Here is a 21514-nt window from a genome sequence, read left to right on the forward strand (position 1 = left end):
GCGCGGAGCGGCAGGTGGGGCGGCATGCGGAGCGGCTGGCGGGGCGGCATGTGCTCCGCCGGGCGGCTCGGCTCGGCTCAGCGGTCGAAGTCCAGCTCCACCTTCTCCGTCACCGGATGCGACTGGCACGCCAGCACATATCCCGCCTTCGTCTCCTCCCGCTCCAGCGCGAAGTTGCGGTCCATGCGCACCTCGCCCGAGACCAGGAAGGCCCGGCAGGTGCCGCACACCCCGCCCTTGCAGGCGTAGGGCGCGTCGGGCCGGTTGCGCAGCACGGTGTCCAGGAGTGACTCCCCGTCCTGCACCGGCCATGTCCCCCCGCGTCCGTCCAGGCGGGCGGTCACCGTGCTGTGGGCGGGTGTCGTGGCGCCGGGTGGGGGAGCGACGCTGTCCACGTGGAAGATCTCCTCGTGGATCCGGTTCCGGAGCACGCCCAGGTCCCGCAGCGCGCGTTCGGCACCCTGCACCAGTCCGAACGGCCCGCACAGGAACCAGCCCGCCACCCGCTCCACCGGCAACAGCGCCGGCAGCAGCCCGTTCAACCGCTCCCGGTCGAGCCGCCCCGACGGCAGCCCCGCCTGCTGCTCCTCCCGGGAGAGCACCGTGACCAGCTGCAACCGCTCCGGGTAGCGGTCCTTCAGGTCGGCGACCTCCTCCAGGAACATCGTCGAGGCGGACGTACGGTCGCTGCGGATCAGACAGAACCGGGCGCCGGGCTCGCGCGCCAGCAGCGTCGACATGATCGACAGCACCGGGGTGATCCCGCTGCCGCCGACGATCGCCGCGTAGACCCCGGGCGCGGGGTCGAGCGTGAACCGCCCCGCGGGTGTCATCACCTCCAGCTCGTCCCCGGCGTTGATCTCCTTGAGGGCGTAGGTCGAGAAGGCTCCGCCCTCGACCAGCCGCACCCCCACCCGCAGTGTGCTCGGCCCCTCCGCGTCGGGCGCGGGCGCCGGTGAGCAGATCGAGTACGTCCGCCGGACGTCCAGCCCGTCGACCACACGCCGCAGGGCGAGATGCTGGCCCGCCGCGTACCGGTACTCCTCGCGCAGCTCGGGCGGCACGGTCAGGGTGAGGGCGACGGAGTCGTCGGTGAGCCGGTCCACCCCGGCCACCGGGAGCGGGTGGAAGCGCGCCATCACAACTCCTTGAAGTGGTCGAAGGGTTCACGGCAGGTCAGACAGCGCCGCAGCGCCTTGCACGCGGTGGAGGAGAAGCGGCTGAGCAGCTCGGTCTCGGCGGAGCCGCAGTGCGGGCAGTGAACGGGTTCCGCCGACGCGTCCAGGGGATCGGCGTACGTGCGCGTCGGGCCCAGGGACAGCGCGACGGGGCCCGACGAGCCCGCCCCCGGCCCTGCCCCGGCCCGCGCTCCGGTGCGCGGGGGCGCGATCCCGAACTCCCGGAGTTTGCGGCGTCCTTCGGCGGTGATGTCGTCCGTCGACCAGGCGGGCGCGAGGACCGTGCGCACGGTGACCTCCCGCACACCGTGCTCGTGCAGCACCCGCTCGATGTCCACCGACATCGCCTCCAGGGCCGGGCAGCCCGTGTACGTCGGGGTCAGTTCCACCTCGACCGCGTCCGCCCCGCGCACGTGCACCGCGCGCACCACGCCCAGCTCTAGCAGGGTGAGCACCGGCAGTTCGGGGTCGGGCACCGAACCGGCGACCTCGAGGAGCTCCGCCTCCAGCGGGGTGACCGTCACCATGACGCCCCCGGGTGGCTGCGGTGCAGGTGCTGCATCTCGGCGAGCATGCGCCCGAAGGGTTCGGTGTGCAGCCCCTCGCGGCCGGCGCCCGCCGTCCAGGCCCCGGAACGGGGGCCCTCGGGGACGGACAGGGTGGCCCGCCGCAGCACCTCCCCGATGGACTCCAGCCAGTCCCTCTCCAACGCCTCGCTGTCGACGTCCAGACCCTCCACCGGCCGGAACATCTCGCCGGTGAACCGCCACAGGGCGTCACAGGCCCGCCGCATCCGCTCGTGGCTGAGCTCCGTGCCGTCGCCGAGCCGCAGGGTCCACTGCTCGGCGTGGTCGCGGTGGTAGGCGACCTCCTTGACCGCCTTCGCGGCGAGCCCGGCGAACGGCCCGTCCCCGCCCGCGAGGCGCGCGTACAGCAGGTGCTGGTAGGTGGAGAAGTACAGCTGGCGGGCGATGGTGTGGGCGAAGTCGCCGTTCGGCTGCTCCACCAACTGGAGGTTGCGGAAGGCCCGTTCCTCACGCAGGTAGGCCAGTTCGTCCTCGTCTCCGACCGTCGAGAGCAGCACGCGGGCCTGGCCCAGCAGGTCCAGCGCGATGTTGGCGAGGGCGACCTCCTCCTCCAGGACGGGGGCGTGGCCCGCCCACTCCCCGAGGCGGTGGGAGAGCACGAGGGCGTCGTCACCGAGGGCGAGGGCGGCGGCCGTGGGAAGCGCGGTGGTCGTCACAGGTGCTGCACCCCGTCCGGGATCTCGTAGAACGTCGGGTGGCGGTACGGCTTGTCGGCGGCCGGCTCGAAGAAGGGGTCCTTCTCGTCGGGGGAGGACGCCGTGATCGCGGAGGACGGCACGACCCAGATCGAGACGCCTTCACCGCGCCGGGTGTACAGGTCGCGGGCGTTGCGCAGGGCGAGCTCGGCGTCCGGTGCGTGCAGGCTGCCGGCGTGCGTGTGGGAGAGGCCGCGGCGGGAACGCACGAAGACCTCCCACAGGGGCCAGTCGGTGTTCGTCATGATCGCGTCGCTCCCGTCCCACCGGAGCGGCCGGCGCCGGTGTGTTTGGCCGCGTGGGCCGCGGCGGCCTCCCGTACCCAGGCGCCCTCGTCGTGGGCCTGCCTGCGTTGGCTTATCCGCTGTTCGTTGCACGGACCGTTGCCCTTGAGGACCTCCCGGAACTCCGTCCAGTCGATCGGCCCGAAGTCGTGGTGCCCCCGCTCCTCGTTCCACTTCAGGTCCGGGTCCGGGAGCGTGAGGCCCAGGGATTCGGCCTGGGGGACGCAGATGTCCACGAAGCGCCGGCGCAGCTCGTCGTTGGAGTGGCGCTTGATCTTCCAAGCCATCGACTGCGCGGAGTGCGCGGACTCGTCGTCGGGCGGGCCGAACATCATCAGTGACGGCCACCACCAGCGGTTCACCGCGTCCTGCGCCATGGCGTGCTGCTCAGGGGTGCCGCGACTGAGGGCCAGCAGCAGCTCGTAGCCCTGGCGCTGGTGGAAGGACTCCTCCTTGCAGACGCGGACCATCGCGCGTGCGTACGGGCCGTAGGAGCAGCGGCACAGGGGGACCTGGTTGGTGATCGCGGCACCGTCCACGAGCCAGCCGATGGCGCCGACGTCGGCCCAGGTCAGCGTGGGGTAGTTGAAGATCGAGGAGTACTTCTGGCGGCCGGAGTGGAGCTTGTCCAGCAGTTCCTCGCGGCTGGTGCCCAGGGTCTCGGCCGCGCTGTACAGATACAGCCCGTGTCCCGCCTCGTCCTGGACCTTCGCCATCAGGATGGCCTTGCGGCGCAGCGAGGGTGCGCGCGTGATCCAGTTGGCCTCCGGCTGCATGCCGATGATCTCGGAGTGGGCGTGCTGTGCGATCTGCCGGACGAGGGTGGCGCGGTAGGCGTCGGGCATCCAGTCCCGCGGCTCGATGCGCTCGTCGGCTGCCACGGCGGCGTCGAAGGCACGCTGGTACGCGTCGGTGCCTGTGTCGCCCGCTGGGCCCGCCGTGCCGTCCTGGGCGCCGTACGCCGGTGTGCCGGCCGTCTGGTGCGCGGCTGCTGTCGCCATGTGGTCCCCCTCGACCTTTGGGGTCTGCCCGAGCCTTCTCCCGACCGATCGTTCGGTCCGTGCGATTCCATGGTGGGACGGCCGTCGTAAGGTGTCAACCGCTGTGGACAACCTGCGGGCGCGCCTGTGGAAAACCTCGGGGGCCGGGACGGCCTCATGACCCGGGGCGGCCGCTCTGGCCGGTCGACTGTGAGAAGCGCGACGGGGACTGTGCCGGGCCGGTGGGCCTGAGTACCGTTCCGTGCGAGCGCCGACGGTGATGTTGCGAGGTCCGCGGGACGGACCGGAACGGGAAACGGGGCGGAATGGACGCTTACGGCGGAACGGACGCCCAGGATCACCCGGGCGCCGCGCACGGGCCGCAGCCCCAGCACGACTCGGCCCCGGGCGTTCCCTCGCAGGCCGGCGTTCCCCCGCAGGCCCCGGGCGTTCCCTCGCAGGCCGGCGTTCCCTCACAGGCCGCCGCCGCTCCCTCGCAGGTCGGCGTTCCCCCAGAGGCCGCCGCCGCTCCCTCGCAGGCCGGCGTTCCGCCAGAGGCCGCCGGTGTTCCCCCACAGGCCGACCGTCACCACCCCTCGGACCGCGCCGCCGCCCCCTCCCCCGATCCCCCGGCCGCTCCCCCGTTCGACCCTCGTGCCGGTGTCGCCGCCCTCTCCCCCCGCTACCAGATAGGCGTCGCCCTGGCGCTGGCGGTCGTCGCGGTCACCGTCTGTGCGCACATCGGCATGGTGTTCCTGCATGTCGCGCCGTCGAACACGGTCACCAAGCGGCACGGCCAGGCCATAGACGACTGGATCTACCCGGAGTTCGAGCAGAACTGGAAGCTGTTCGCGCCCAACCCGCTCCAGCAGAACATCGCCGTCCAGGTCCGCGCCCAGGTCAGCTCGCCGAGCGGCGACATCCGCACCACCGGCTGGTACGACCTGTCGGCCGAGGACGGCCGGGCCATCGACGGCAACCTGCTGCCCAGCCACACCCAGCAGAACGAGCTGCGCCGGGCCTGGGACTTCTTCGTCGCCACGCACGGCGGCGACAACCGCCCGGTGGGGCTGCGCGGCTCCCTGTCCGAGAACTATCTGCGGCGCATCGTGGAGCTGCGTCTGTCCCGCGAGGACGCGACCGGCGAGCACGGCGTCCTCGAGCGCGTCCAGGTCCGCTCCCGCACCACCAACGTCCGCCCGCCCGCGTGGAGCCGGGAGCAGATCTCGCTGAAGCCGTTCTACCGCGTGCTGCCCTGGTGGTCGGTCCCGGTGGACGAGGCGAGGGAGGGCGTGGAGTGAATCGCTTCGCCATGTCGGTCTCCGCCGCCATCGCCCGGGTCACCGAAGCCGCGTTCGGTCCGTACCAGACCGCCGTCATCCGTATCGGCTTCAGCGCGACCTGGTTGCTGTTCCTGTTGCGTGAGCTGCCGCACCGCGCGGAGCTCTACGGGCCCGACGGACCGTGGAGCTGGGACCTCGCCCAGCAACTGACCGGGGCCAACGGCGCCTTCACCGTTCTGATGTGGTCGGACGGGCGGCTCTGGTTCGAGATCGTCTACGTGCTCGCCCTCCTGTCGAGCGCGCTGCTGCTGCTGGGCTGGCGTACCCGCACGATGTCCGTGGTGTTCATGGTCGGCGTGCTGTCGCTGCAGAACCGCAGTGTCTTCGTCGGGGACGGCGGTGACAACGTCCTGCACCTGATGTCGATCTACCTCGTCTTCACGCGCTGCGCCCAGGTGTGGTCGCTCGACGCGCGGCGCGAGCGGCTCGCGGGTCAGGCACGCGCGCGTGGGGAGCGGGTGGTGGACCGGGTGGGGCCGGCGCTGTGGGCCGTGCTCGGGCTGGTGCTGCTCGCGGCGACGCTCGCCGGGAAGCTGGGTGAGAACTGGCTGTCGGACGTGGACGACTCGGGCCGGTCGGCTCCGGTCGGTCTGGTCATGGCCTTCGCCGCGGGGATCGGCGGGCACGGACTGCTGCCGACGATCCTGTGGGGCATGTGGGCGGCGCAGGCCCTGTGGTGGATCGTCGGGCGCCGCGCGAAGACCGCCGAGCCGCGCATCCTGCTCGACGTGATCGCCAACATCGTCCACAACGGCGCGCTGCTGGTGATCATGGCCGAGGCCTGTCTGATCTACGCCACGGCCGGCTGGTACAAGATCCAGGGCTCACGCTGGCAGGACGGCACCGCCGTCTACTACCCGCTGCACCTCGACTACTTCTCGCCCTGGCCCGCCCTCGCCGACCTGCTCTCCGCCAGCGGCACGCTCGTGATGCTCGTGACCTACGGGACGGTCGTCGTGCAGGTCGCCTTTCCGTTCACCCTGTTCAACCGGCGGGTCAAGAACGTCCTGCTGGCCGTCATGATGACCGAGCACGCGGTGATCGCGGTGGTGCTCGGGCTGCCGTTCTTCTCCCTGGCGATGATCACGGCGGACGCGGTCTTCCTTCCCACGTCGTTCGTGCGCCGTCTGGGCGGATGGGCGGCACACGCGCGTGGACGGCTGTTTCCACGCTTCCCACGCTTTCCACGCGACGGTCGCACGGCATCGCCACAGGACCCGGCCACCCCGGAGAACCCCGAGCACGCGCCCGTAGGCTTCACCACATGACCGACTCCGTGAGTGCCTGGCACCGGCTCGTCGACTCCTGTGTGCTGCTCGACGGCTTCCACGCCCTCAAGCACGCCCTGCGCTTCGGCGCCGTCGTCCCGGTGGCGGTCACCACCGACCGGCGGGCGGCGCTCGCTCTCGCCGACGATCTCGCGCCGGACGTACACGCGAGCCTGAACGCGCTCCTGACGGAGGTCCCGGAGGCCACGTACGCGGCCCTCGTCCCGCGCCCGCACCCCACCGCCGTGGCCGCGCTGGCCGTGCGGCCCTCCCGGCTGGCCCATCTCGACCGGCTGGGCCACACGCCTCGGCCCGCGCCCGTCATCGTCTTGGACAACCCGCGCAACCTGGGCAACACGGGGGCCGTGATCCGGCTGGCGGCCGGTTTCGGTGCGACCGGAGTCGTCACCACCGGCACCCTCGATCCCTGGCACCCCACCGTGGTGCGCGGCGGGGCGGGGCTGCACTTCGCGACCGCCGTCGAGCGGCTGACGGTGGCGGAACTACCGTCCGGGCCGCTGTTCGCGCTCGACCCGGAGGGCGACGACATCCGGGGCGTGAAGCTTCCGGACGACGCCGTCCTCGCGTTCGGCTCGGAGCGCAGCGGGCTGTCGGCGGAGCTGCGCGGGCGCACCGACCACCTGCTGGCCCTGCCGATGCGCCCCCAGGTCTCCAGCTACAACCTCGCGACCAGCGTGGCCATGACGCTGTACCACTGGAGCGCCACCGGGGGCGCCCCTGCGGCCTCCTAGGCTTCCCGGCGCACCTCCACCATCCGGAAGCGGTTGGCGACGAAGGCGCCGTCGGTGAGGGCCGCGTTGGCCGCCGGGTTGCCGCCCGAGCCGTGGAAGTCGGAGAACGCGGCCGTCTGGTTGACGTACACCCCGCCCGTGAGGTTGAGCGAGAGCTGGGCGGCCTCCTCCAGGCAGACCTCCTGGACGGCCTGCTCGACCTCCTCGTCCGTGGTGTACGCGCCGACGGTCATCGCGCCCTTGTCGCGGATGGTCCGCCTCAGCAACTCGATCGCGTCCGCCGCCGAGTCGACCGCGACCGCGAAGGAGACCGGCCCGAAGCACTCGCTCATGTAGGCGGCCTCGTCGTCCTGCTTGGCGCCGTCCAGCTTCACCATGACGGGCGTGCGCACGACCGCGCCCGGGAAGTCCGCGTTGCTCACCTCGCGGGAGGCGAGGGCGACCTCGCCGAGGCTCGCCGCGGCCTCCAGGCGGGCCTTGACGTCCGGATTGACGATGGCGCCGAGCAGGGCGTTCGCGCGGGCGTCGTCGCCGAGGAGCCCGTCGACCGAGCGGGCGAGGTCGGCGACCACCTCGTCGTAGCTCTTCGGGCCTTCGTCGGTGCGGATGCCGTCGCGCGGGATGAGCAGGTTCTGCGGGGTGGTGCACATCTGGCCGCTGTACAGCGACAGCGAGAAGGCCAGGTTGGCGAGCATCCCCTTGTAGTTCGCCGTCGAGTCCACCACCACCGTGTTCACGCCGGCCTTCTCGGTGTAGACCTGCGCCTGGCGGGCGTTGGTCTCCAGCCAGTCGCCGAACGTCGTCGAACCGGTGTAGTCGATGATCCTGATCTCGGGCCGGACCGCGAGCGTCTTGGCGATGCCCTCGCCGGGCCGCTCGGCGGCCAGCGCCACCAGGTTCGGGTCGAAGCCGGCCTCGGCGAGCACCTGGCGGGCGACCTGCACGGTGAGGGCCAGCGGGAGCACCGCGCGCGGGTGGGGCTTGACCAGGACCGCGTTGCCGGTGGCCAGGGAGGCGAACAGGCCCGGGTAGCCGTTCCACGTCGGGAAGGTGTTGCAGCCGATGACCAGGGCGATGCCCCTGGGGACGGCGGTGAACCGCTTGGTGAGCGCGAGCGGGTCCCGCTTGCCCTGCGGTTTGTTCCAGTCGGCCGTTTCGGGGGTGCGCACCTGCTCCGCGTACGCGTACGCCACCGCCTCCAGGCCGCGGTCCTGGGCGTGCGGGCCGCCCGCCTGGAACGCCATCATGAAGGCCTGGCCGGAGGTGTGCATGACCGCGTGCGCGAACTCGTGCGTGCGGTCGCTGATCCGCTTGAGGATCTCCAGACAGACCACCGCGCGCGTCTCCGCGCCCGCGTCCCGCCAGGCCCGCTGTCCGGCCTTCATGGCGGGCAGCAGCGTGTCGATGTCCGCGTGCGGGTAGGTGACGCCCAGCTCGACCCCGTACGGCGAGACCTCGTCGCCGACCCAGTCGTCCGTGCCGGGCTGGCCGAGGTCGAGGCGGGTGCCGGTCAGGGCGTCGAAGGCGGCCTTGCCCGCCGCCGCGTCCAGGCTGCCGTTCTCGCCGTAGGCCTTGGGGTGTTCGGGGTGCGGGGACCAGTACGCGCGTGTGCGGATCGCTTCCAGCGCCTGGTCGAGGGTGGGCCGGTGCTTGGCGATCAGATCGTGCGCGGTGAGTTCGGCGGCCATGCGGGACCAACTCCTCGTCTCAAGAACTCTTCGTCGAGCTCATGACCTGGCGGAAACCTGGGCGGGAACGGGCGGACAGAGTTAGAGTAACCGAACGATCGGTCGGGACAAGGGGGCCTGCCGCATCTGTGGAAAACCCCGTGCGGGAGGATCGCGCACATGACAGCACTCGACCCCAGCAGCCCCGTGGCCGTCGTCGGCACCGGCACCATGGGCCAGGGCATCGCCCAGGTCGCGCTGGTCGCCGGCCACCCCGTACGGCTGTACGACGCCGCCCCCGGGCGGGCCAGGGACGCGGCCGCCGCGATCGGCGCACGCCTCGACCGGCTCGTCGAGAAGGACCGGCTCACCGGCGCCGACCGGGACGCGGCGCGCGCGAGGCTCACGGCCGCCGACAGCCTCGCCGGACTCGCCGACTGCGCGCTGGTCGTCGAGGCGGTCGCGGAACGACTGGACGTCAAGCAGGAGCTGTTCCGCGCGCTGGAGGACGTCGTCGGCGACGACTGTCTCCTCGCCACCAACACCTCGTCCCTGTCGGTCACCGCGATCGGCGGCGCCCTGCGCAACCCCGGCCGCCTCGTCGGCCTGCACTTCTTCAACCCGGCGCCGCTGCTGCCGCTGGTCGAGGTCGTCTCCGGCTTCGCCACCGACGTCACGTCGGCCACGCGCGCGTACGAGACGGCCCGCACCTGGGGCAAGGCACCGGTCGCCTGCGCGGACACCCCCGGCTTCATCGTCAACCGCATCGCGCGGCCCTTCTACGCCGAGGCCTTCGCGGTCTACGAGGCCCAGGGCGCCGACCCGGCCACCATCGACGCGGTCCTGCGCGAGTCGGGCGGCTTCAAGATGGGCGCCTTCGAACTCACGGACCTGATCGGGCAGGACGTCAACGAGTCCGTCACCCACTCCGTGTGGCAGTCCTTCTTCCAGGACGTGCGCTTCACGCCGTCGCTCGCCCAGCGCAGGCTGGTCGAGTCGGGCCGTCTGGGCCGCAAGAGCGGACAGGGTTGGTACGACTACCGCGAGGGCGCCGAGCGCGCCGAACCGCACACCGCGGAGCGGGCACAGCCGCCCGCGTACGTCGTCGCCGAGGGGGACCTGGGCCCCGCCTCCGAGCTGCTCGCCCTGATCCGCGAGGCGGGCATCCAGGTCCGCGAGGAGGACGAGGACCACGGCACCCGCCTGGTGCTGCCCTCCGGCGGCCAGTTGGTGCTCGCCGACGGCCAGACGTCCGTGGAGTTCCGGGACGTCGTCTACTTCGACCTGGCCCTCGACTACCGCAGGGCCACCCGCGTCGCCCTGTCCGCCTCCCAGGACACCTCCTCGAAGACCCTCGCCGAGGCGACCGGACTCTTCCAGGCCCTCGGCAAGGACGTCAGCGTCATCGGCGACGTCCCCGGCATGATCGTCGCCCGTACGGTCGCGCGGGTCGTCGACCTGGCGCACGACGCCGTCGCCAAGGGCGTGGCCACCGAGGAGGACGTCGACACCGCGATGCGGCTGGGCGTGAACTACCCCCTGGGCCCCTTCGAATGGAGCCGCAGACTCGGCCGCAGCTGGGCGTGCGCCCTCCTCGACGACCTGCACCAGCGCGACCCCTCCGGCCGCTACGCGCCCTCCCTCGCGCTCTACCGCCACGCGTACGCCACCGAAAAGCGGGAGGGCACCTCATGACCACGGCCAAGCGCGACACGTACACCCCGGAGACGCTGCTGTCGGTGGCGGTGCGCGTCTTCAACGAGCGCGGCTACGACGGCACCTCCATGGAGCACCTCTCCAAGGCGGCAGGCATCTCCAAGTCGTCGATCTACCACCATGTCGCCGGCAAGGAGGAGCTGCTGCGCCGCGCCGTGAGCCGGGCCCTGGACGGCCTCTTCGCGATCCTCGACGAGGAGCACGCGCGCGTGGGGAGGCCCGCCGACTGCCTGGAGTACGTCGTTCGACGCATGGTCGAGGTGCTGATCGCCGAGCTGCCGTACGTGACCCTGCTGCTGCGCGTGCGCGGCAACACCGACACCGAGCGGTGGGCGCTGGAGCGGCGCCGCGACTTCGACCACCGGGTCGCCGAACTGCTGAAGGCGGCCGCGGCGGACGGGGACGTACGCGGTGACGTGGAGGTGCGGCTGGCCACCCGGCTGGTCTTCGGGATGATCAACTCGATCGTCGAGTGGTACCGCCCCGACGGCGGCGGAATACGCGAGGGCGACGTGGCCGACGCTGTCGCGCAGCTCATTTTCGGGGGGCTGCGCTCGGGGGCGTGAGTGAGTGGTCCTGGAGTCAGCCGTGGGGCTCCAGGTCCTCCTCCTCGAACACCAGTAGGGTGCGCGTGCTGAGGACCTCGGGGATCGCCTGGAGGCGGGTGAGCACCAGTTCGCGCAGCGCCCTGTTGTCGGGCGTGTGCACCAGCAGCAGGACGTCGAAGTCGCCTCCCACCAGCGCGATGTGGGAGGCGCCGGGCAGCCGGACGATCTGCTCGCGCACCGTGCGCCAGGAGTTCTGGACGATCTTGAGCGTGATGTACGCCGAGGTGCCCTGACCGGCGCGCTCATGGTCGACGCGGGCGCCGAAGCCGCGGATCACGCCGTCCTCGACGAGCCGGTTGATGCGCGCGTAGGCGTTGGCGCGCGAGACGTGGACCCGCTCGGCCACCGACCGTATCGACGCCCGGCCGTCCGCCTGGAGCATCCGCAGGATGTCCTGGTCGATGGCGTCCAGGGGACGCGGAGGCGGCAGCGGTATGCCGAGGTCCGCGACGGGGACGTCGGCGTCCGCTCCCTCGGCCATTTGTTCAGATGCCATGTCCCCCCGCCTTCCTGGCATGGACGTACTGCGTCCATCTCAGGCTGTGCAGAACCGTTTGTCCACAGCCTGGAGGTGCCTGTAGCCAAAATGTGCCGACGACCGAACAATCGGTAGGTGAGGCGGGCCACACCGGCTGTGCCTCCCGAAGCCGCTCCCACGAGGAGGTGCCGTCATGACGGTCATGGAGCAGCGGGGCGCATACCGGCCCACGCCGCCGCCCGCCTGGCAGCCCCGTACCGACCCCGCGCCACTGCTGCCCGACGCGGAGCCGTACCGCGTCCTCGGCACCCACGCGGCCGCGAAGGCCGACCCGGACCTGCTGCGCCGGCTGTACGCGCACCTCGTGCGCGGCCGCCGCTACAACGCCCAGGCCACCGCCCTCACCAAGCAGGGCCGCCTCGCCGTCTACCCGTCCAGCACCGGCCAGGAGGCCTGCGAGATCGCCGCCGCCCTCGCCCTCGAGGAGCGGGACTGGCTCTTCCCCAGCTACCGCGACACCCTCGCCGCCGTCGCACGCGGCGTGGACCCCGTCGAGGCCCTCACCCTCCTGCGCGGCGACTGGCACACCGGCTACGACCCCCACACGCACCGTGTCGCCCCCCTGTGCACCCCCCTCGCCACCCAGCTCCCGCACGCCGTCGGTCTCGCGCACGCCGCCCGCCTCAAGGGCGACGACGTGGTCGCGCTCGCCATGGTCGGCGACGGCGGCACCAGCGAGGGCGACTTCCACGAGGCACTGAACTTCGCCGCCGTCTGGCAGGCCCCGGTCGTCTTCCTCGTCCAGAACAACGGCTTCGCCATCTCCGTCCCGCTCGCCAAGCAGACCGCCGCCCCCTCCCTGGCCCACAAGGCCGTCGGCTACGGCATGCCGGGCCGCCTCGTCGACGGCAACGACGCGGCCGCCGTCCTGGAGGTGCTGGGCGACGCCGTACGGCACGCCCGCACGGGAGGCGGTCCCACGCTCGTCGAGGCGGTGACGTACCGCATCGACGCCCACACCAACGCCGACGACGCCACCCGCTACCGCGGCGACACCGAGGTCGACACCTGGCGCTCGCACGACCCGATCCTGCTGCTGGAACACGAGCTGACCGAGCGCGGCCTGCTCGACGAGGACGCCAAGCAGGCCGCGCGGGACGCCGCCGAGGCGATGGCCGCGGATCTGCGTGAGCGCATGAACCAGGACCCGGTGCTCAACCCCATGGACCTGTTCGCCCACGTGTACGCCGAGCCCACCCCGCAGCTGCGCGCCCAGCAGGACCAGCTGCGCGCCGAGCTCGAGGCGGAACAGGAGGGGACGCACTGATGACCACCGTCGCCGTCAAGCCCGCCACCATGGCGCAGGCCCTCACGCGCGCGATGCGCGACGCCATGGCGGCCGACCCGACCGTCCATGTGATGGGCGAGGACGTCGGCACCCTCGGCGGCGTCTTCCGGGTCACCGACGGACTCGCCAAGGAGTTCGGCGAGGACCGCTGCACGGACACGCCGCTGGCCGAGGCGGGCATCCTCGGCACGGCCGTCGGCATGGCGATGTACGGCCTCAGGCCGGTCGTCGAGATGCAGTTCGACGCGTTCGCCTACCCCGCGTTCGAGCAGCTCATCAGCCACGTCGCCCGCATGCGCAACCGCACGCGCGGCACCATGCCGCTGCCGATCACCGTCCGCGTCCCCTACGGCGGCGGCATCGGCGGCGTCGAACACCACAGCGACTCCTCCGAGGCGTACTACATGGCGACTCCGGGGCTCCATGTCGTCACGCCCGCCACCGTCGCCGACGCCTACGGCCTCCTGCGCGCCGCCATCGCCTCCGACGACCCCGTGGTCTTCCTGGAGCCCAAGCGCCTCTACTGGTCGAAGGACTCCTGGAACCCGGACGCCCCGCAGACCGTCGAACCGATCGGCCGCGCGGTCGTGCGCCGCTCCGGTCACAGCGCCACGCTGATCACCTACGGCCCCTCACTGCCCGTCTGCCTGGAGGCCGCCGAGGCGGCACAGGCCGAGGGCTGGGACCTCGAAGTCGTCGACCTGCGCTCCCTGGTGCCCTTCGACGACGACACGGTCTGCGCGTCGGTACGACGCACCGGACGCGCCGTCGTCGTGCACGAGTCGGGTGGGTACGGCGGGCCGGGCGGGGAGATCGCCGCCCGGGTCACCGAGCGCTGCTTCCACCACCTGGAGGCACCGGTGCTGCGCGTGGCCGGGTTCGACCTCCCGTATCCGCCGCCGATGCTGGAGCGGCACCACCTTCCCGGCGTCGACCGGATCCTGGACGCCGTGGCGCGTCTGCAGTGGGAGGCGGAGAGCTGATGGCACAAGTGCTGGAGTTCAAGCTCCCCGACCTCGGTGAGGGGCTCACCGAGGCGGAGATCGTCCGCTGGCTGGTCCAGGTCGGCGACGTCGTCGCCGTCGACCAGCCGGTCGTCGAGGTCGAGACGGCCAAGGCGATGGTCGAGGTGCCCTGCCCCTACGGCGGCGTGGTCACCGCCCGCTTCGGCGAGGAGGGCACCGAACTGCCCGTCGGGGCGCCTCTGCTGACGGTGGCGGTGGGCCCGTCGGCCCCCGGCGGGGACGCGGGGGAGTCGAGCAAGGGCTCGGGGAACGTCCTGGTCGGGTACGGCACGTCGGAGGCCCCGGCCCGCAGGCGCCGCGTCCGGCAGACGGCTGCCCCGGCTCCGGCGGCCACCGTGACTCCGGCCCCGGCCACGGGGACTCCGGCCGCCCCCGACCCCGGTGCCCTCGACACACCGTCCACCGGTGACCGGCCCCGCGCCGACGGTCCCGTGCCGGTGATCTCCCCGCTCGTGCGGCGACTCGCCCGGGAGAACGGGCTCGATCTGCGGGCGCTCACCGGCTCCGGGCCCGACGGGCTGATCCTGCGCGCGGACGTGGAGCAGGCGCTGCGGGCCACGGTCGCGGCGCCGACCCAGATGACAGCGCCCCAGCCGTCGACCGCCCCCGCCGCTCCCGCCGCTCCCGCCGCCTCCACGGGGCCCGCGGCCGGCACCCGCGTCCCGCTCAAGGGCGTCCGCGGCGCCGTCGCCGACAAGCTGTCCCGCAGCCGTCGCGAGATCCCCGACGCCACCTGCTGGGTGGACGCCGACGCCACGGAGCTCATGCGGGCCCGGACGGCCATGAACGCGGCGGGCGGATCCAAGATCTCCCTGCTCGCGCTCCTCGCCCGGATCTGCACGGCGGCCCTCGCCCGGTTCCCCGAGCTCAATTCGACCGTCGACATGGAGGCCAGGGAGGTCGTCCGGCTCGACCGGGTCCACCTCGGCTTCGCCGCGCAGACCGAACGGGGGCTGGTCGTCCCCGTCGTACGGGACGCGCACGCGCGAGACGCCGAGTCACTCACCGCGGAGTTCGCGCGGCTGACGGAGGCCGCCCGCGCGGGCACCCTCACACCGGCGGAACTGACCGGCGGGACCTTCACGTTGAACAACTACGGAGTGTTCGGCGTCGACGGCTCCACGCCGATCATCAACCACCCCGAGGCGGCCATGCTCGGCGTCGGCCGCATCGTCCCCAAGCCGTGGGTGCACGAGGGAGAGCTGGCGGTGCGCCAGGTCGTGCAGCTCTCGTTCACCTTCGACCACCGGGTGTGCGACGGCGGCACGGCGGGTGGCTTCCTGCGGTACGTGGCGGACTGCGTGGAGCAACCGGCGGTGCTGCTGCGCACCCTGTGACTCCTGAGGCGGACGCGGCCGCCCCAGTCAGCGTCCCGGAGGTGGACACACGTTCCTTGTGATCACGGTGGCACGCATACTCGTGGGGTGACCTCGTACGAGCCTCCCGGAGCCGCCCGGACCGACGTCCGCAACGGCCATGACGCCGTCGTGCTCGCCGGTGGCGGAGCCCGGCGGCTCGGCGGGGCCGACAAGCCCGGGGTCCGGGTGGGCGGCCGCGCGCTGATCGACCGGGTGCTCGCCGCCTGCGCCGACGCGCGCACGACCGTCGTGGTCGCCGATCCGCGCCCCACCGCCCGGCCCGTCCGCTGGGCGCGCGAGGATCCGCCGGGCGCGGGACCGGTCGCCGCGCTCGACGCCGGCCTGCGGCACACCACCGCGGAGCACGTCGTCGTCCTCTCCGCCGACCTGCCCTTCCTCCGGGACGGCACGGTCCGGCGCCTGCTGACCACGTTGCGGTCCGGTGACGCCGACGGTGTGCTGGTCGCCGACGCGGACGGCCGCGACCAGCCGCTCGTGGCCGCGTACCGGGCGCTCGCGCTGCGCCGCAGGCTCGCCGCTCTCACCGCCGAGGACGGTGGCCTCACCGGGCTGTCGCTGCGCCGGCTGACCGCAGGGCTCGATCTCACCCGCGTCCCCGACCCCGTCGCCTCCTTCGACTGCGACACCTGGGACGACATCGCCACCGCCAGGGCACTGATCAGGGAGCATGGGCACGTGTTGGATGAATGGATTTCCGCAGTCAAGGACGAGCTGGGCATCGACCTCGACGTCGACACCGGCGTGCTGCTCGACCTGGCCCGCGACGCCGCGCACGGTGTGGCCCGCCCGGCGGCCCCGCTGACCACTTTCCTCGTGGGCTACGCGGCCGCGCAGGCCCGGGGCGGCCCGGAGGCGGTCGCAGAAGCCGCTCGCAAGGCCGCGGCACTGGCGGCGCGCTGGGCCGACGAGGCCACCGAGACCAAGCCGGACACGGCCCCCGACGCCACCCCCGACGCCCGACCGGACGCCGGATGACCGCCCCCGGTACGCGGGGCGGTCAGGACGCCGAGGACCTCGACGTCGAGGAGGTGCTCGCGCTCGTGAACGAAGCCAGCGGCCAGACCCGCAGGGCAGCCGGACACGACCCCGCGCACACCCCCGGCTCCGGCCCGGCGCCCGATCCCACCGCGCCCCGCTCCGGTCCCCGCCGGGGCGCCCACCACCAGGCCACCCCTTGGCCCGAGGCTCAGGTGATCGCCGCGCGGGCCGGTCAGACCGCGGGCCGCCGCCGTACCCCCGTCTCCGTGGCCCTCGCCGACGCCCTCGGCCTGGTGCTGGCCGCTCCCCTCACCGCCCTCACCGACCTCCCCTCCTTCGACACCTCCGCCATGGACGGCTGGGCGGTCGCCGGACCGGGCCCCTGGGACGTCAGGCACGAGGGAGTGCTGGCCGGGCACGCGGCCCCCGAGCCCCTCGCCGACGGCGAGGCCGTCCGGATCGCCACCGGTGCCCGCATCCCCCCGGACACCACCGCGGTGCTGCGCAGCGAGCACGGCCGTACCGACGACAAGGGCCGGCTGCACGCGGCCCTCCCGCCGGACTCCGCCCGCGCCACGGGAGCGCCCACGATCGGGCACGGCCAGGACATCCGCCCGCGCGGCCAGGAGTGCCGCAGCGGTGACCAACTGCTCCCCGTCGGCACGTTGGTGACCCCCGCCGTCCTCGGCCTCGCCGCGGCGGCCGGGTACGACACGGTTACCGCTGTTCCCCGCCCCCGCGTCGAGGTCATGGTCCTGGGCGACGAGCTGCTCACCGAGGGCCTGCCGCACGACGGCCTGATCCGGGACGCCCTCGGGCCGATGCTCCCGCCCTGGTTGGGTGCACTGGGCGCCGAGGTCATCGCCGTTCGCCGGCTCGGCGACGACGCGAAGGCGCTGCACAAGGCGATCACGAAGAGCGACGCCGACCTGATCGTCACCACGGGCGGCACCGCCGCCGGTCCCGTCGACCACGTCCACCCCACGCTGCGCCGCATCGGCGCCGAACTCCTGGTGCACGGCGTCAAGGTGCGCCCCGGCCACCCCATGCTGCTGGCCCGCATCAAGGAGGGCCGGCACCTCGTGGGACTGCCCGGGAACCCCCTCGCGGCCGTCTCCGGACTGCTCACCCTCGCCGAGCCCCTGCTGCGCACCCTCGCCGCCCGCCCCGCCCCGGAGCCGTACACGCTGCCGGTCCAGGAGGCGGCGCACGGTCACCCGTACGACACCCGGCTCATCCCCGTCGTCCTGCGCGGCGACCGTGCCGTGCCGCTGCACTACAACGGCCCGGCCATGCTGCGCGGCATCGCGGCGGCCGACGCCCTGGCGGTCGTACCGCCGGGTGGTCTCCGGCCCGGTCAGGAGGCGGAGCTGATCGACCTGCCCTGGGCGAGCGCAGGGATCGGCGTGTGTTTCACGTGAAACATGCCTGCGCGTCGGTCCCCCGGTCGACCGTGGCGCCTACGCGACGGTGACCCGAGGCCGGCTGACCGTGATCACCCGGTCTCCCCGACGGAGCTCGGTGAGCCGCGGGTCGGCGTAGTCCAGCACTTGCTGGTCGCGGACCACGGAGACGACCAGGTCCGCACAGGCACGGGGTGACTGCCCCACCTCGGACTCCGTCACGGGGCGTTCGATGAGGTCCAGGCCGCTGCCGAGGGTCATGAGGTCCTCCAGGGTCCTGGCCACGGCCGGGCTGACCATGGAGACGCCGAGCAGACGGCCGGCCGAGCTGGAGCTGGTGACCACGGTGTCCGCGCCGCTCTGCTTCAGCAGCGGCACGTTCTCGTCCTCACGGGCGGCGGCGACGATCGTGGCGCGCCGGTTCAGCTGGCGGGCCGTGAGCGTGACCAGTGCGGCCGTGTCGTCGCGCTGCGGTGCGACGATCACCCGGGCGGCGGTCGGCACCTCGGCCTTGAGGAGTGTCTCGGACCGGGTCGCGTCCCCGGTCACCGACACCAGCCCGTCGTCGCCGGCCGTTTGCGCCGCCTTGCGCTGCGCGTCCACGACGACGATCCGGTCCTTGGGGATGCCCTGTCCGACCAGGGTCTCCACGGCGTGGCGTCCCTTGGTTCCGTATCCGACGACCACCACGTGGTCATGGGTGCGGCCGCGCCAGCGGTGGATGCGGACCTGCTGGCGGGTGCGCTCGGTGAGGACCTCGAGGGTGGTGCCGACCAGGATGATCAGGAAGAGCACGCGCAGCGGGGTGATGACGAGGATGTTGGTGAGCCGGGCCGCGTCGCTCACCGGGGTGACGTCGCCGTAGCCGGTGGTGGAGAGGGTGACGGTGGCGTAGTACATCGCGTCGAGGAGGTCGACGGAGTTGTCCGAGCTGTCCCGGTAGCCGTCGTGGTCGATGTAGACGATCAACGAGGTGACGGCCAGCACCAGCAGGGCCAGGGCCAGGCGTCGCAGCACCTGTTGGAGCGGCGGTACGCCGGTACGCGCCGGCATCGTGATGAAGTGGCTCGCCTCCTGGTCGTCTCGGGCCTCCCTGCGGGAGCCGTACCAGAGGGACCGCAGCAGCGGCAATCTCCTCGCCCTGGAAGGCTGTTGCTCGTCGTCCCTCATCGCGCGCCCCCTGTGGTGGTGATCCGGACCGTGGGCACCATGGTCGCGGACGGGGGCGCACCCGTCCCACCGCAACACGTTCCCCGGCCCGGGACGTGTCGAGAACACAGGAGGCCCCCCTTGCGCGACCACACCGTCGTCGTCGGCTTCGGCACCAAGGGACGGTCCGCGATCCGGACCGTCTGTGTGGCGGGCCTGCGGAAGGAACAGGTCGTCGTCATCGACCCCAGCGGCAAGGCGATCGAGGCGGCGAGAGCCGAGGGCTTCGAGGGAGTCGTCGGGGACGCGACACGCAGTGACGTCCTGCGGGAGGCCGAGGTGCAGCGGGCAGCGAAGATCATCATCGCGACGCAGCGCGACGACACCGCCGTCCTGGTGACGCTGACCGCCCGCCAGCTCAACCGCGGCGCGACGATCGTGGCGGCGGCCCGCGAGGAGGAGAACGCGCCGCTGCTCAAGCAGTCCGGCGCCGACGAGGTCATCACCAGCGCCGGCGCGGCCGGCCGACTGCTGGGGCTGTCCGTGCTCAGTCCCGCCGCCGGTGCGGTCATGGAGGACCTGATGAGCCAGGGCAGCGGACTCGACCTCCTCGAACGGCCCGTCACCAAGGCGGAGACGGGCCGTGGTCCCCGCGAGACGGACGACCTGATCGTCAGCGTCGTACGCGGACACCGGGTCCTGGGCTACGACGATCCGGCCGTCGGCGTGCTGCAGCTGACGGACCGGGTCATCACGATCGTCCGCGTGTCGCCGCCCGCCGAGCGGGGAGAGCAGCGGCCGTAGCGCTACTTGCGGTTGTACAGCCGCATCGTGACCGGTCCGAAGACGAGCACGAACAGCCCCGCCCACCCCAGCGACCAGGCGATCTCGTCGGCCGGCCAGTCGCCCGCCATCAACTCGCGCACGGCGGACGCCAGATGGGTGACCGGGCTGTTGTTGACGAACGCCTGGAGCCAGCCCGGCATGGTCCTGGGATCGACGAAGACGTTGGACAGGAAGGTGAGCGGGAAGATCACCATCATGCTGACGCCCATCACCGACTTCTCGGTCCGCAGCAGCAGCCCGAACATCGTCCAGATCCACGAGAACGCGAACGAGAAGACGATCAGCAGGGCGATCCCGGCGACCACACCCGCGACCCCGCCGTCCGGACGGTAGCCGAGGATCACGCCGACGGTGAGCATCACCACGGACGCGATGGCGTAGCGCAGGGCGTCGCCGAGCAGGTAGCCGACCATGGTGGCCGGCCGCCAGATCGGCAGCGAGCGGAAGCGGTCGAAGACGCCCTTCTCGATGTCCGTGTTGACCGAGACGCCGGTGTACATCGTGATCATCACGACCGACATCACCAGGATGCCCGGCAGCAGGAACTGGATGTACTCCCTCGGCGAGCCGGCCAGCGCCCCGCCGAACAGGTACGTGTACATCAGCACCATCATGATCGGGAAGGCGGTGACGTCGAAGAGCTGCTCCGGTACGTGCTTGATCTTGAGCACGGCCCGCCAGCCGAAGGTCAGGGAGGTCGACCAGGCGCTGGGCCTCGGCGGCCGTTCCCGCGTGACGAGCAGGGCGGTCAGCGACTCGGTGCTGACAGGGGCGAGGTCCTGGCTGTCGGTCGTCGTCGCGGTGCTCATGCCGCCACCTCGTCCTCGGCGTCGCGGGTGTCGTGTCCGGTGAGGGCGAGGAAGACCTCGTCCAGGCTGGGCTGGCCCAGCGAGAAGTTGTCGACGGTGATGCCCGCGCGGGCCAGTTCACCGAGGGCCCGCGCGGCCTGCTCGGCCGCCGCGTCGCTCGCCGCCGCCCCGAGCCGGGCGGTCAGCGCCACCGGATCGGGCTCCGGCTGTACGTCCACGTCCAGCGCGAGTCGCAGCAGCCGCTCGGCCTCCGCCCGCTGCGCGGGATCCCGCAGCCGCAGATGGACGGATCCGGCGCCGACGGACGCCTTCAGCTCGCCCTTGGTGCCCTCGGCGATCACCCTGCCGTGGTCGATCACCGCGATCCGGGACGCCAGCTGGTCGGCCTCGTCGAGGTACTGCGTGGTCAGCAGCACGGTGGTGCCCTGGGCGACCACGGCCCGCACGATGTCCCACACCTGATTGCGGCTGCGCGGGTCGAGGCCCGTGGTCGGCTCGTCGAGGAAGAGCAGGTCGGGCGTGTTGAGGATGGACGCGGCGATGTCGATACGGCGCCGCATCCCGCCCGAGTAGTGCTTGACCTGCTTCCCGGCCGCCTCCGTGAGCCCGAAGGCCTCCAGCAGCTGCCCGGAGCGCTCCCGGGCCGCCTTCCTGCCGTGCCCGAGCAGCCGCCCGAGCAGGACGAGGTTCTCGGTGCCCGTGAGGTCCTCGTCGACGGACGCGTACTGGCCGGTGAGGCTCACCCGGGCGCGTACGGCGTCGGCGTCCCTGACGACGTCGTGGCCGAAGACATGGGCCTCGCCTCCGTCGGGCCGCAGGAGCGTGGCGAGCATCTTCACGGTGGTGGTCTTGCCGGCGCCGTTCGGGCCGAGGACGCCGTAGACCGTGCCGGTCGGTACGGCCAGGTCGACTCCGTCGACGGCCCGCGTCTCGCCGAACGTCTTGATCAGACCCGCCGTCTCGATGGCCGGACCGGAGGTGTGCCGGCTCATGGTGGGGTGTCCTTCCGCGTTCATGGGGT

At 72.4% G+C, this 21514-nt stretch carries 20 protein-coding genes and 1 pseudogene; 11 read left to right on the forward strand and 10 right to left on the reverse strand.

All coding sequences use genetic code 11. The features are described 5' to 3' along the window. Window positions 1–77 precede the first annotated feature (77 nt). Genes IG99_RS17400 through paaA form a run of 5 tightly spaced genes read right to left on the reverse strand, consistent with a single transcriptional unit; the run spans window position 78 to window position 3745 of the window. A complete protein-coding gene (locus tag IG99_RS17400) occupies window positions 78–1139 on the reverse strand; it encodes a 2Fe-2S iron-sulfur cluster-binding protein (RefSeq protein ID WP_037674950.1) in 1062 nt (353 codons plus the stop codon). Continuing rightward, window positions 1139–1705: a 1,2-phenylacetyl-CoA epoxidase subunit PaaD gene (gene paaD / locus IG99_RS17405; protein ID WP_037674953.1), complete on the reverse strand. Its 567-nt coding sequence runs from the start codon at window positions 1703–1705 to the stop codon at window positions 1139–1141. Before paaD ends, IG99_RS17400 begins: the two co-directional genes overlap by 1 nt. Further along, the gene (gene paaC / locus IG99_RS17410; protein WP_037674955.1) at window positions 1699–2421 is read right to left on the reverse strand and encodes a 1,2-phenylacetyl-CoA epoxidase subunit PaaC; all 723 of its coding nucleotides are present in this window, start codon (window positions 2419–2421) and stop codon (window positions 1699–1701) included. Before paaC ends, paaD begins: the two co-directional genes overlap by 7 nt. Next, window positions 2418–2705, reverse strand: a complete 288-nt coding sequence (gene paaB / locus IG99_RS17415) for a 1,2-phenylacetyl-CoA epoxidase subunit PaaB (RefSeq protein WP_037674956.1) — start codon at window positions 2703–2705, stop codon at window positions 2418–2420. Before paaB ends, paaC begins: the two co-directional genes overlap by 4 nt. Then, window positions 2702–3745 carry a 1,2-phenylacetyl-CoA epoxidase subunit PaaA gene (gene paaA / locus IG99_RS17420; protein ID WP_037674957.1) on the reverse strand — a complete coding sequence of 348 codons (1044 nt, stop codon included), beginning with the start codon at window positions 3743–3745 and terminating at the stop codon, window positions 2702–2704. Before paaA ends, paaB begins: the two co-directional genes overlap by 4 nt. Window positions 3746–4050: 305 nt before the next feature. On the opposite strand from paaA, the gene IG99_RS17425 reads away from it, so the two are divergent. From IG99_RS17425 to IG99_RS17435, 3 genes are read left to right on the forward strand one after another with little or no spacing between them, the layout of a single operon-like run. Further along, window positions 4051–5025, forward strand: coding sequence for a DUF5819 family protein (locus IG99_RS17425; protein ID WP_037674959.1), 975 nt, complete (start codon window positions 4051–4053; stop codon window positions 5023–5025). Beyond that, window positions 5022–6335, forward strand: a complete 1314-nt coding sequence (locus IG99_RS17430) for an HTTM domain-containing protein (RefSeq protein ID WP_037674960.1) — start codon at window positions 5022–5024, stop codon at window positions 6333–6335. Before IG99_RS17425 ends, IG99_RS17430 begins: the two co-directional genes overlap by 4 nt. Beyond that, window positions 6332–7087, forward strand: coding sequence for a TrmH family RNA methyltransferase (locus tag IG99_RS17435; protein WP_037674961.1), 756 nt, complete (start codon window positions 6332–6334; stop codon window positions 7085–7087). Before IG99_RS17430 ends, IG99_RS17435 begins: the two co-directional genes overlap by 4 nt. Here IG99_RS17435 and paaN read toward each other — a convergent pair. Next, window positions 7084–8775, reverse strand: coding sequence for a phenylacetic acid degradation protein PaaN (paaN, locus tag IG99_RS17440; RefSeq protein ID WP_037674962.1), 1692 nt, complete (start codon window positions 8773–8775; stop codon window positions 7084–7086). The genes IG99_RS17435 and paaN overlap by 4 nt on opposite strands. Window positions 8776–8934: 159 nt before the next feature. Between paaN and IG99_RS17445 the strand changes: the two genes are divergently transcribed. Further along, the gene (locus IG99_RS17445; protein WP_037674964.1) at window positions 8935–10449 is read left to right on the forward strand and encodes a 3-hydroxyacyl-CoA dehydrogenase; all 1515 of its coding nucleotides are present in this window, start codon (window positions 8935–8937) and stop codon (window positions 10447–10449) included. Continuing rightward, window positions 10446–11036 (forward strand): TetR/AcrR family transcriptional regulator, encoded by a 591-nt coding sequence (locus IG99_RS17450; protein ID WP_037674965.1) that lies wholly within the window; start codon window positions 10446–10448, stop codon window positions 11034–11036. The genes IG99_RS17445 and IG99_RS17450 overlap by 4 nt, the downstream gene beginning before the upstream one ends. A gap of 16 nt (window positions 11037–11052) precedes the next feature. Here the strand turns inward: IG99_RS17450 and IG99_RS17455 are convergent, their stop codons facing one another. Then, window positions 11053–11574, reverse strand: coding sequence for an Lrp/AsnC family transcriptional regulator (locus tag IG99_RS17455; RefSeq protein ID WP_394298029.1), 522 nt, complete (start codon window positions 11572–11574; stop codon window positions 11053–11055). Between the two features lie 175 nt (window positions 11575–11749). On the opposite strand from IG99_RS17455, the gene pdhA reads away from it, so the two are divergent. From pdhA to IG99_RS17480, 5 genes are all read left to right on the forward strand, one after another. Next, window positions 11750–12883 (forward strand): pyruvate dehydrogenase (acetyl-transferring) E1 component subunit alpha, encoded by a 1134-nt coding sequence (gene pdhA, locus IG99_RS17460; protein WP_037674967.1) that lies wholly within the window; start codon window positions 11750–11752, stop codon window positions 12881–12883. Next, window positions 12883–13887, forward strand: coding sequence for an alpha-ketoacid dehydrogenase subunit beta (locus IG99_RS17465; RefSeq protein WP_037674969.1), 1005 nt, complete (start codon window positions 12883–12885; stop codon window positions 13885–13887). The genes pdhA and IG99_RS17465 overlap by 1 nt, the downstream gene beginning before the upstream one ends. After that, window positions 13887–15266: a dihydrolipoamide acetyltransferase family protein gene (locus IG99_RS17470; protein ID WP_037674971.1), complete on the forward strand. Its 1380-nt coding sequence runs from the start codon at window positions 13887–13889 to the stop codon at window positions 15264–15266. Before IG99_RS17465 ends, IG99_RS17470 begins: the two co-directional genes overlap by 1 nt. 87 nt (window positions 15267–15353) lie before the next feature. Next, the gene (locus IG99_RS17475) at window positions 15354–16283 is read left to right on the forward strand and encodes an NTP transferase domain-containing protein (protein WP_037674973.1); all 930 of its coding nucleotides are present in this window, start codon (window positions 15354–15356) and stop codon (window positions 16281–16283) included. Beyond that, window positions 16280–17707 carry a molybdopterin molybdotransferase MoeA gene (locus IG99_RS17480; RefSeq protein ID WP_037674975.1) on the forward strand — a complete coding sequence of 476 codons (1428 nt, stop codon included), beginning with the start codon at window positions 16280–16282 and terminating at the stop codon, window positions 17705–17707. Before IG99_RS17475 ends, IG99_RS17480 begins: the two co-directional genes overlap by 4 nt. Before the next feature lie 39 nt (window positions 17708–17746). Here IG99_RS17480 and IG99_RS17485 read toward each other — a convergent pair whose 3' ends face one another. Next, window positions 17747–18859: a potassium channel family protein gene (locus IG99_RS17485; RefSeq protein WP_199815539.1), complete on the reverse strand. Its 1113-nt coding sequence runs from the start codon at window positions 18857–18859 to the stop codon at window positions 17747–17749. Between the two features lie 111 nt (window positions 18860–18970). On the opposite strand from IG99_RS17485, the pseudogene IG99_RS17490 reads away from it, so the two are divergent. Further along, window positions 18971–19642: pseudogene (locus IG99_RS17490) on the forward strand (potassium channel family protein); the annotation flags it as partial. Between the two features lie 2 nt (window positions 19643–19644). On the opposite strand, the gene IG99_RS17495 reads toward IG99_RS17490, so the two are convergent. Continuing rightward, the gene (locus IG99_RS17495; RefSeq protein WP_037674980.1) at window positions 19645–20493 is read right to left on the reverse strand and encodes an ABC transporter permease; all 849 of its coding nucleotides are present in this window, start codon (window positions 20491–20493) and stop codon (window positions 19645–19647) included. Further along, window positions 20490–21485 carry an ATP-binding cassette domain-containing protein gene (locus tag IG99_RS17500; RefSeq protein ID WP_037674982.1) on the reverse strand — a complete coding sequence of 332 codons (996 nt, stop codon included), beginning with the start codon at window positions 21483–21485 and terminating at the stop codon, window positions 20490–20492. Before IG99_RS17500 ends, IG99_RS17495 begins: the two co-directional genes overlap by 4 nt. Window positions 21486–21514: the final 29 nt, after the last annotated feature.

It is taken from the genome of Streptomyces griseus subsp. griseus, assembly GCF_000720255.1.
GTDB lineage: Bacteria > Actinomycetota > Actinomycetes > Streptomycetales > Streptomycetaceae > Streptomyces > Streptomyces griseus_I.

What these genes read in the sequence shown, in the direction of transcription:
- IG99_RS17400 (WP_037674950.1), bottom strand. Translation starts at nt 1,139, where the DNA reads ATGGCGCGCTTCCACCCGCTCCCGGTGGCCGGGGTGGACCGGCTCACC.
- paaD (WP_037674953.1), bottom strand. Translation starts at nt 1,705, where the DNA reads ATGGTGACGGTCACCCCGCTGGAGGCGGAGCTCCTCGAGGTCGCCGGT.
- paaB (WP_037674956.1), bottom strand. Translation starts at nt 2,705, where the DNA reads ATGACGAACACCGACTGGCCCCTGTGGGAGGTCTTCGTGCGTTCCCGC.
- paaA (WP_037674957.1), bottom strand. Translation starts at nt 3,745, where the DNA reads ATGGCGACAGCAGCCGCGCACCAGACGGCCGGCACACCGGCGTACGGC.
- IG99_RS17425 (WP_037674959.1), top strand. Translation starts at nt 4,051, where the DNA reads ATGGACGCTTACGGCGGAACGGACGCCCAGGATCACCCGGGCGCCGCG.
- IG99_RS17435 (WP_037674961.1), top strand. Translation starts at nt 6,332, where the DNA reads ATGACCGACTCCGTGAGTGCCTGGCACCGGCTCGTCGACTCCTGTGTG.
- paaN (WP_037674962.1), bottom strand. Translation starts at nt 8,775, where the DNA reads ATGGCCGCCGAACTCACCGCGCACGATCTGATCGCCAAGCACCGGCCC.
- IG99_RS17445 (WP_037674964.1), top strand. Translation starts at nt 8,935, where the DNA reads ATGACAGCACTCGACCCCAGCAGCCCCGTGGCCGTCGTCGGCACCGGC.
- IG99_RS17450 (WP_037674965.1), top strand. Translation starts at nt 10,446, where the DNA reads ATGACCACGGCCAAGCGCGACACGTACACCCCGGAGACGCTGCTGTCG.
- IG99_RS17455 (WP_394298029.1), bottom strand. Translation starts at nt 11,574, where the DNA reads ATGGCATCTGAACAAATGGCCGAGGGAGCGGACGCCGACGTCCCCGTC.
- pdhA (WP_037674967.1), top strand. Translation starts at nt 11,750, where the DNA reads ATGACGGTCATGGAGCAGCGGGGCGCATACCGGCCCACGCCGCCGCCC.
- IG99_RS17465 (WP_037674969.1), top strand. Translation starts at nt 12,883, where the DNA reads ATGACCACCGTCGCCGTCAAGCCCGCCACCATGGCGCAGGCCCTCACG.
- IG99_RS17470 (WP_037674971.1), top strand. Translation starts at nt 13,887, where the DNA reads ATGGCACAAGTGCTGGAGTTCAAGCTCCCCGACCTCGGTGAGGGGCTC.
- IG99_RS17480 (WP_037674975.1), top strand. Translation starts at nt 16,280, where the DNA reads ATGACCGCCCCCGGTACGCGGGGCGGTCAGGACGCCGAGGACCTCGAC.
- IG99_RS17485 (WP_199815539.1), bottom strand. Translation starts at nt 18,859, where the DNA reads ATGAGGGACGACGAGCAACAGCCTTCCAGGGCGAGGAGATTGCCGCTG.
- IG99_RS17495 (WP_037674980.1), bottom strand. Translation starts at nt 20,493, where the DNA reads ATGAGCACCGCGACGACGACCGACAGCCAGGACCTCGCCCCTGTCAGC.
- IG99_RS17500 (WP_037674982.1), bottom strand. Translation starts at nt 21,485, where the DNA reads ATGAGCCGGCACACCTCCGGTCCGGCCATCGAGACGGCGGGTCTGATC.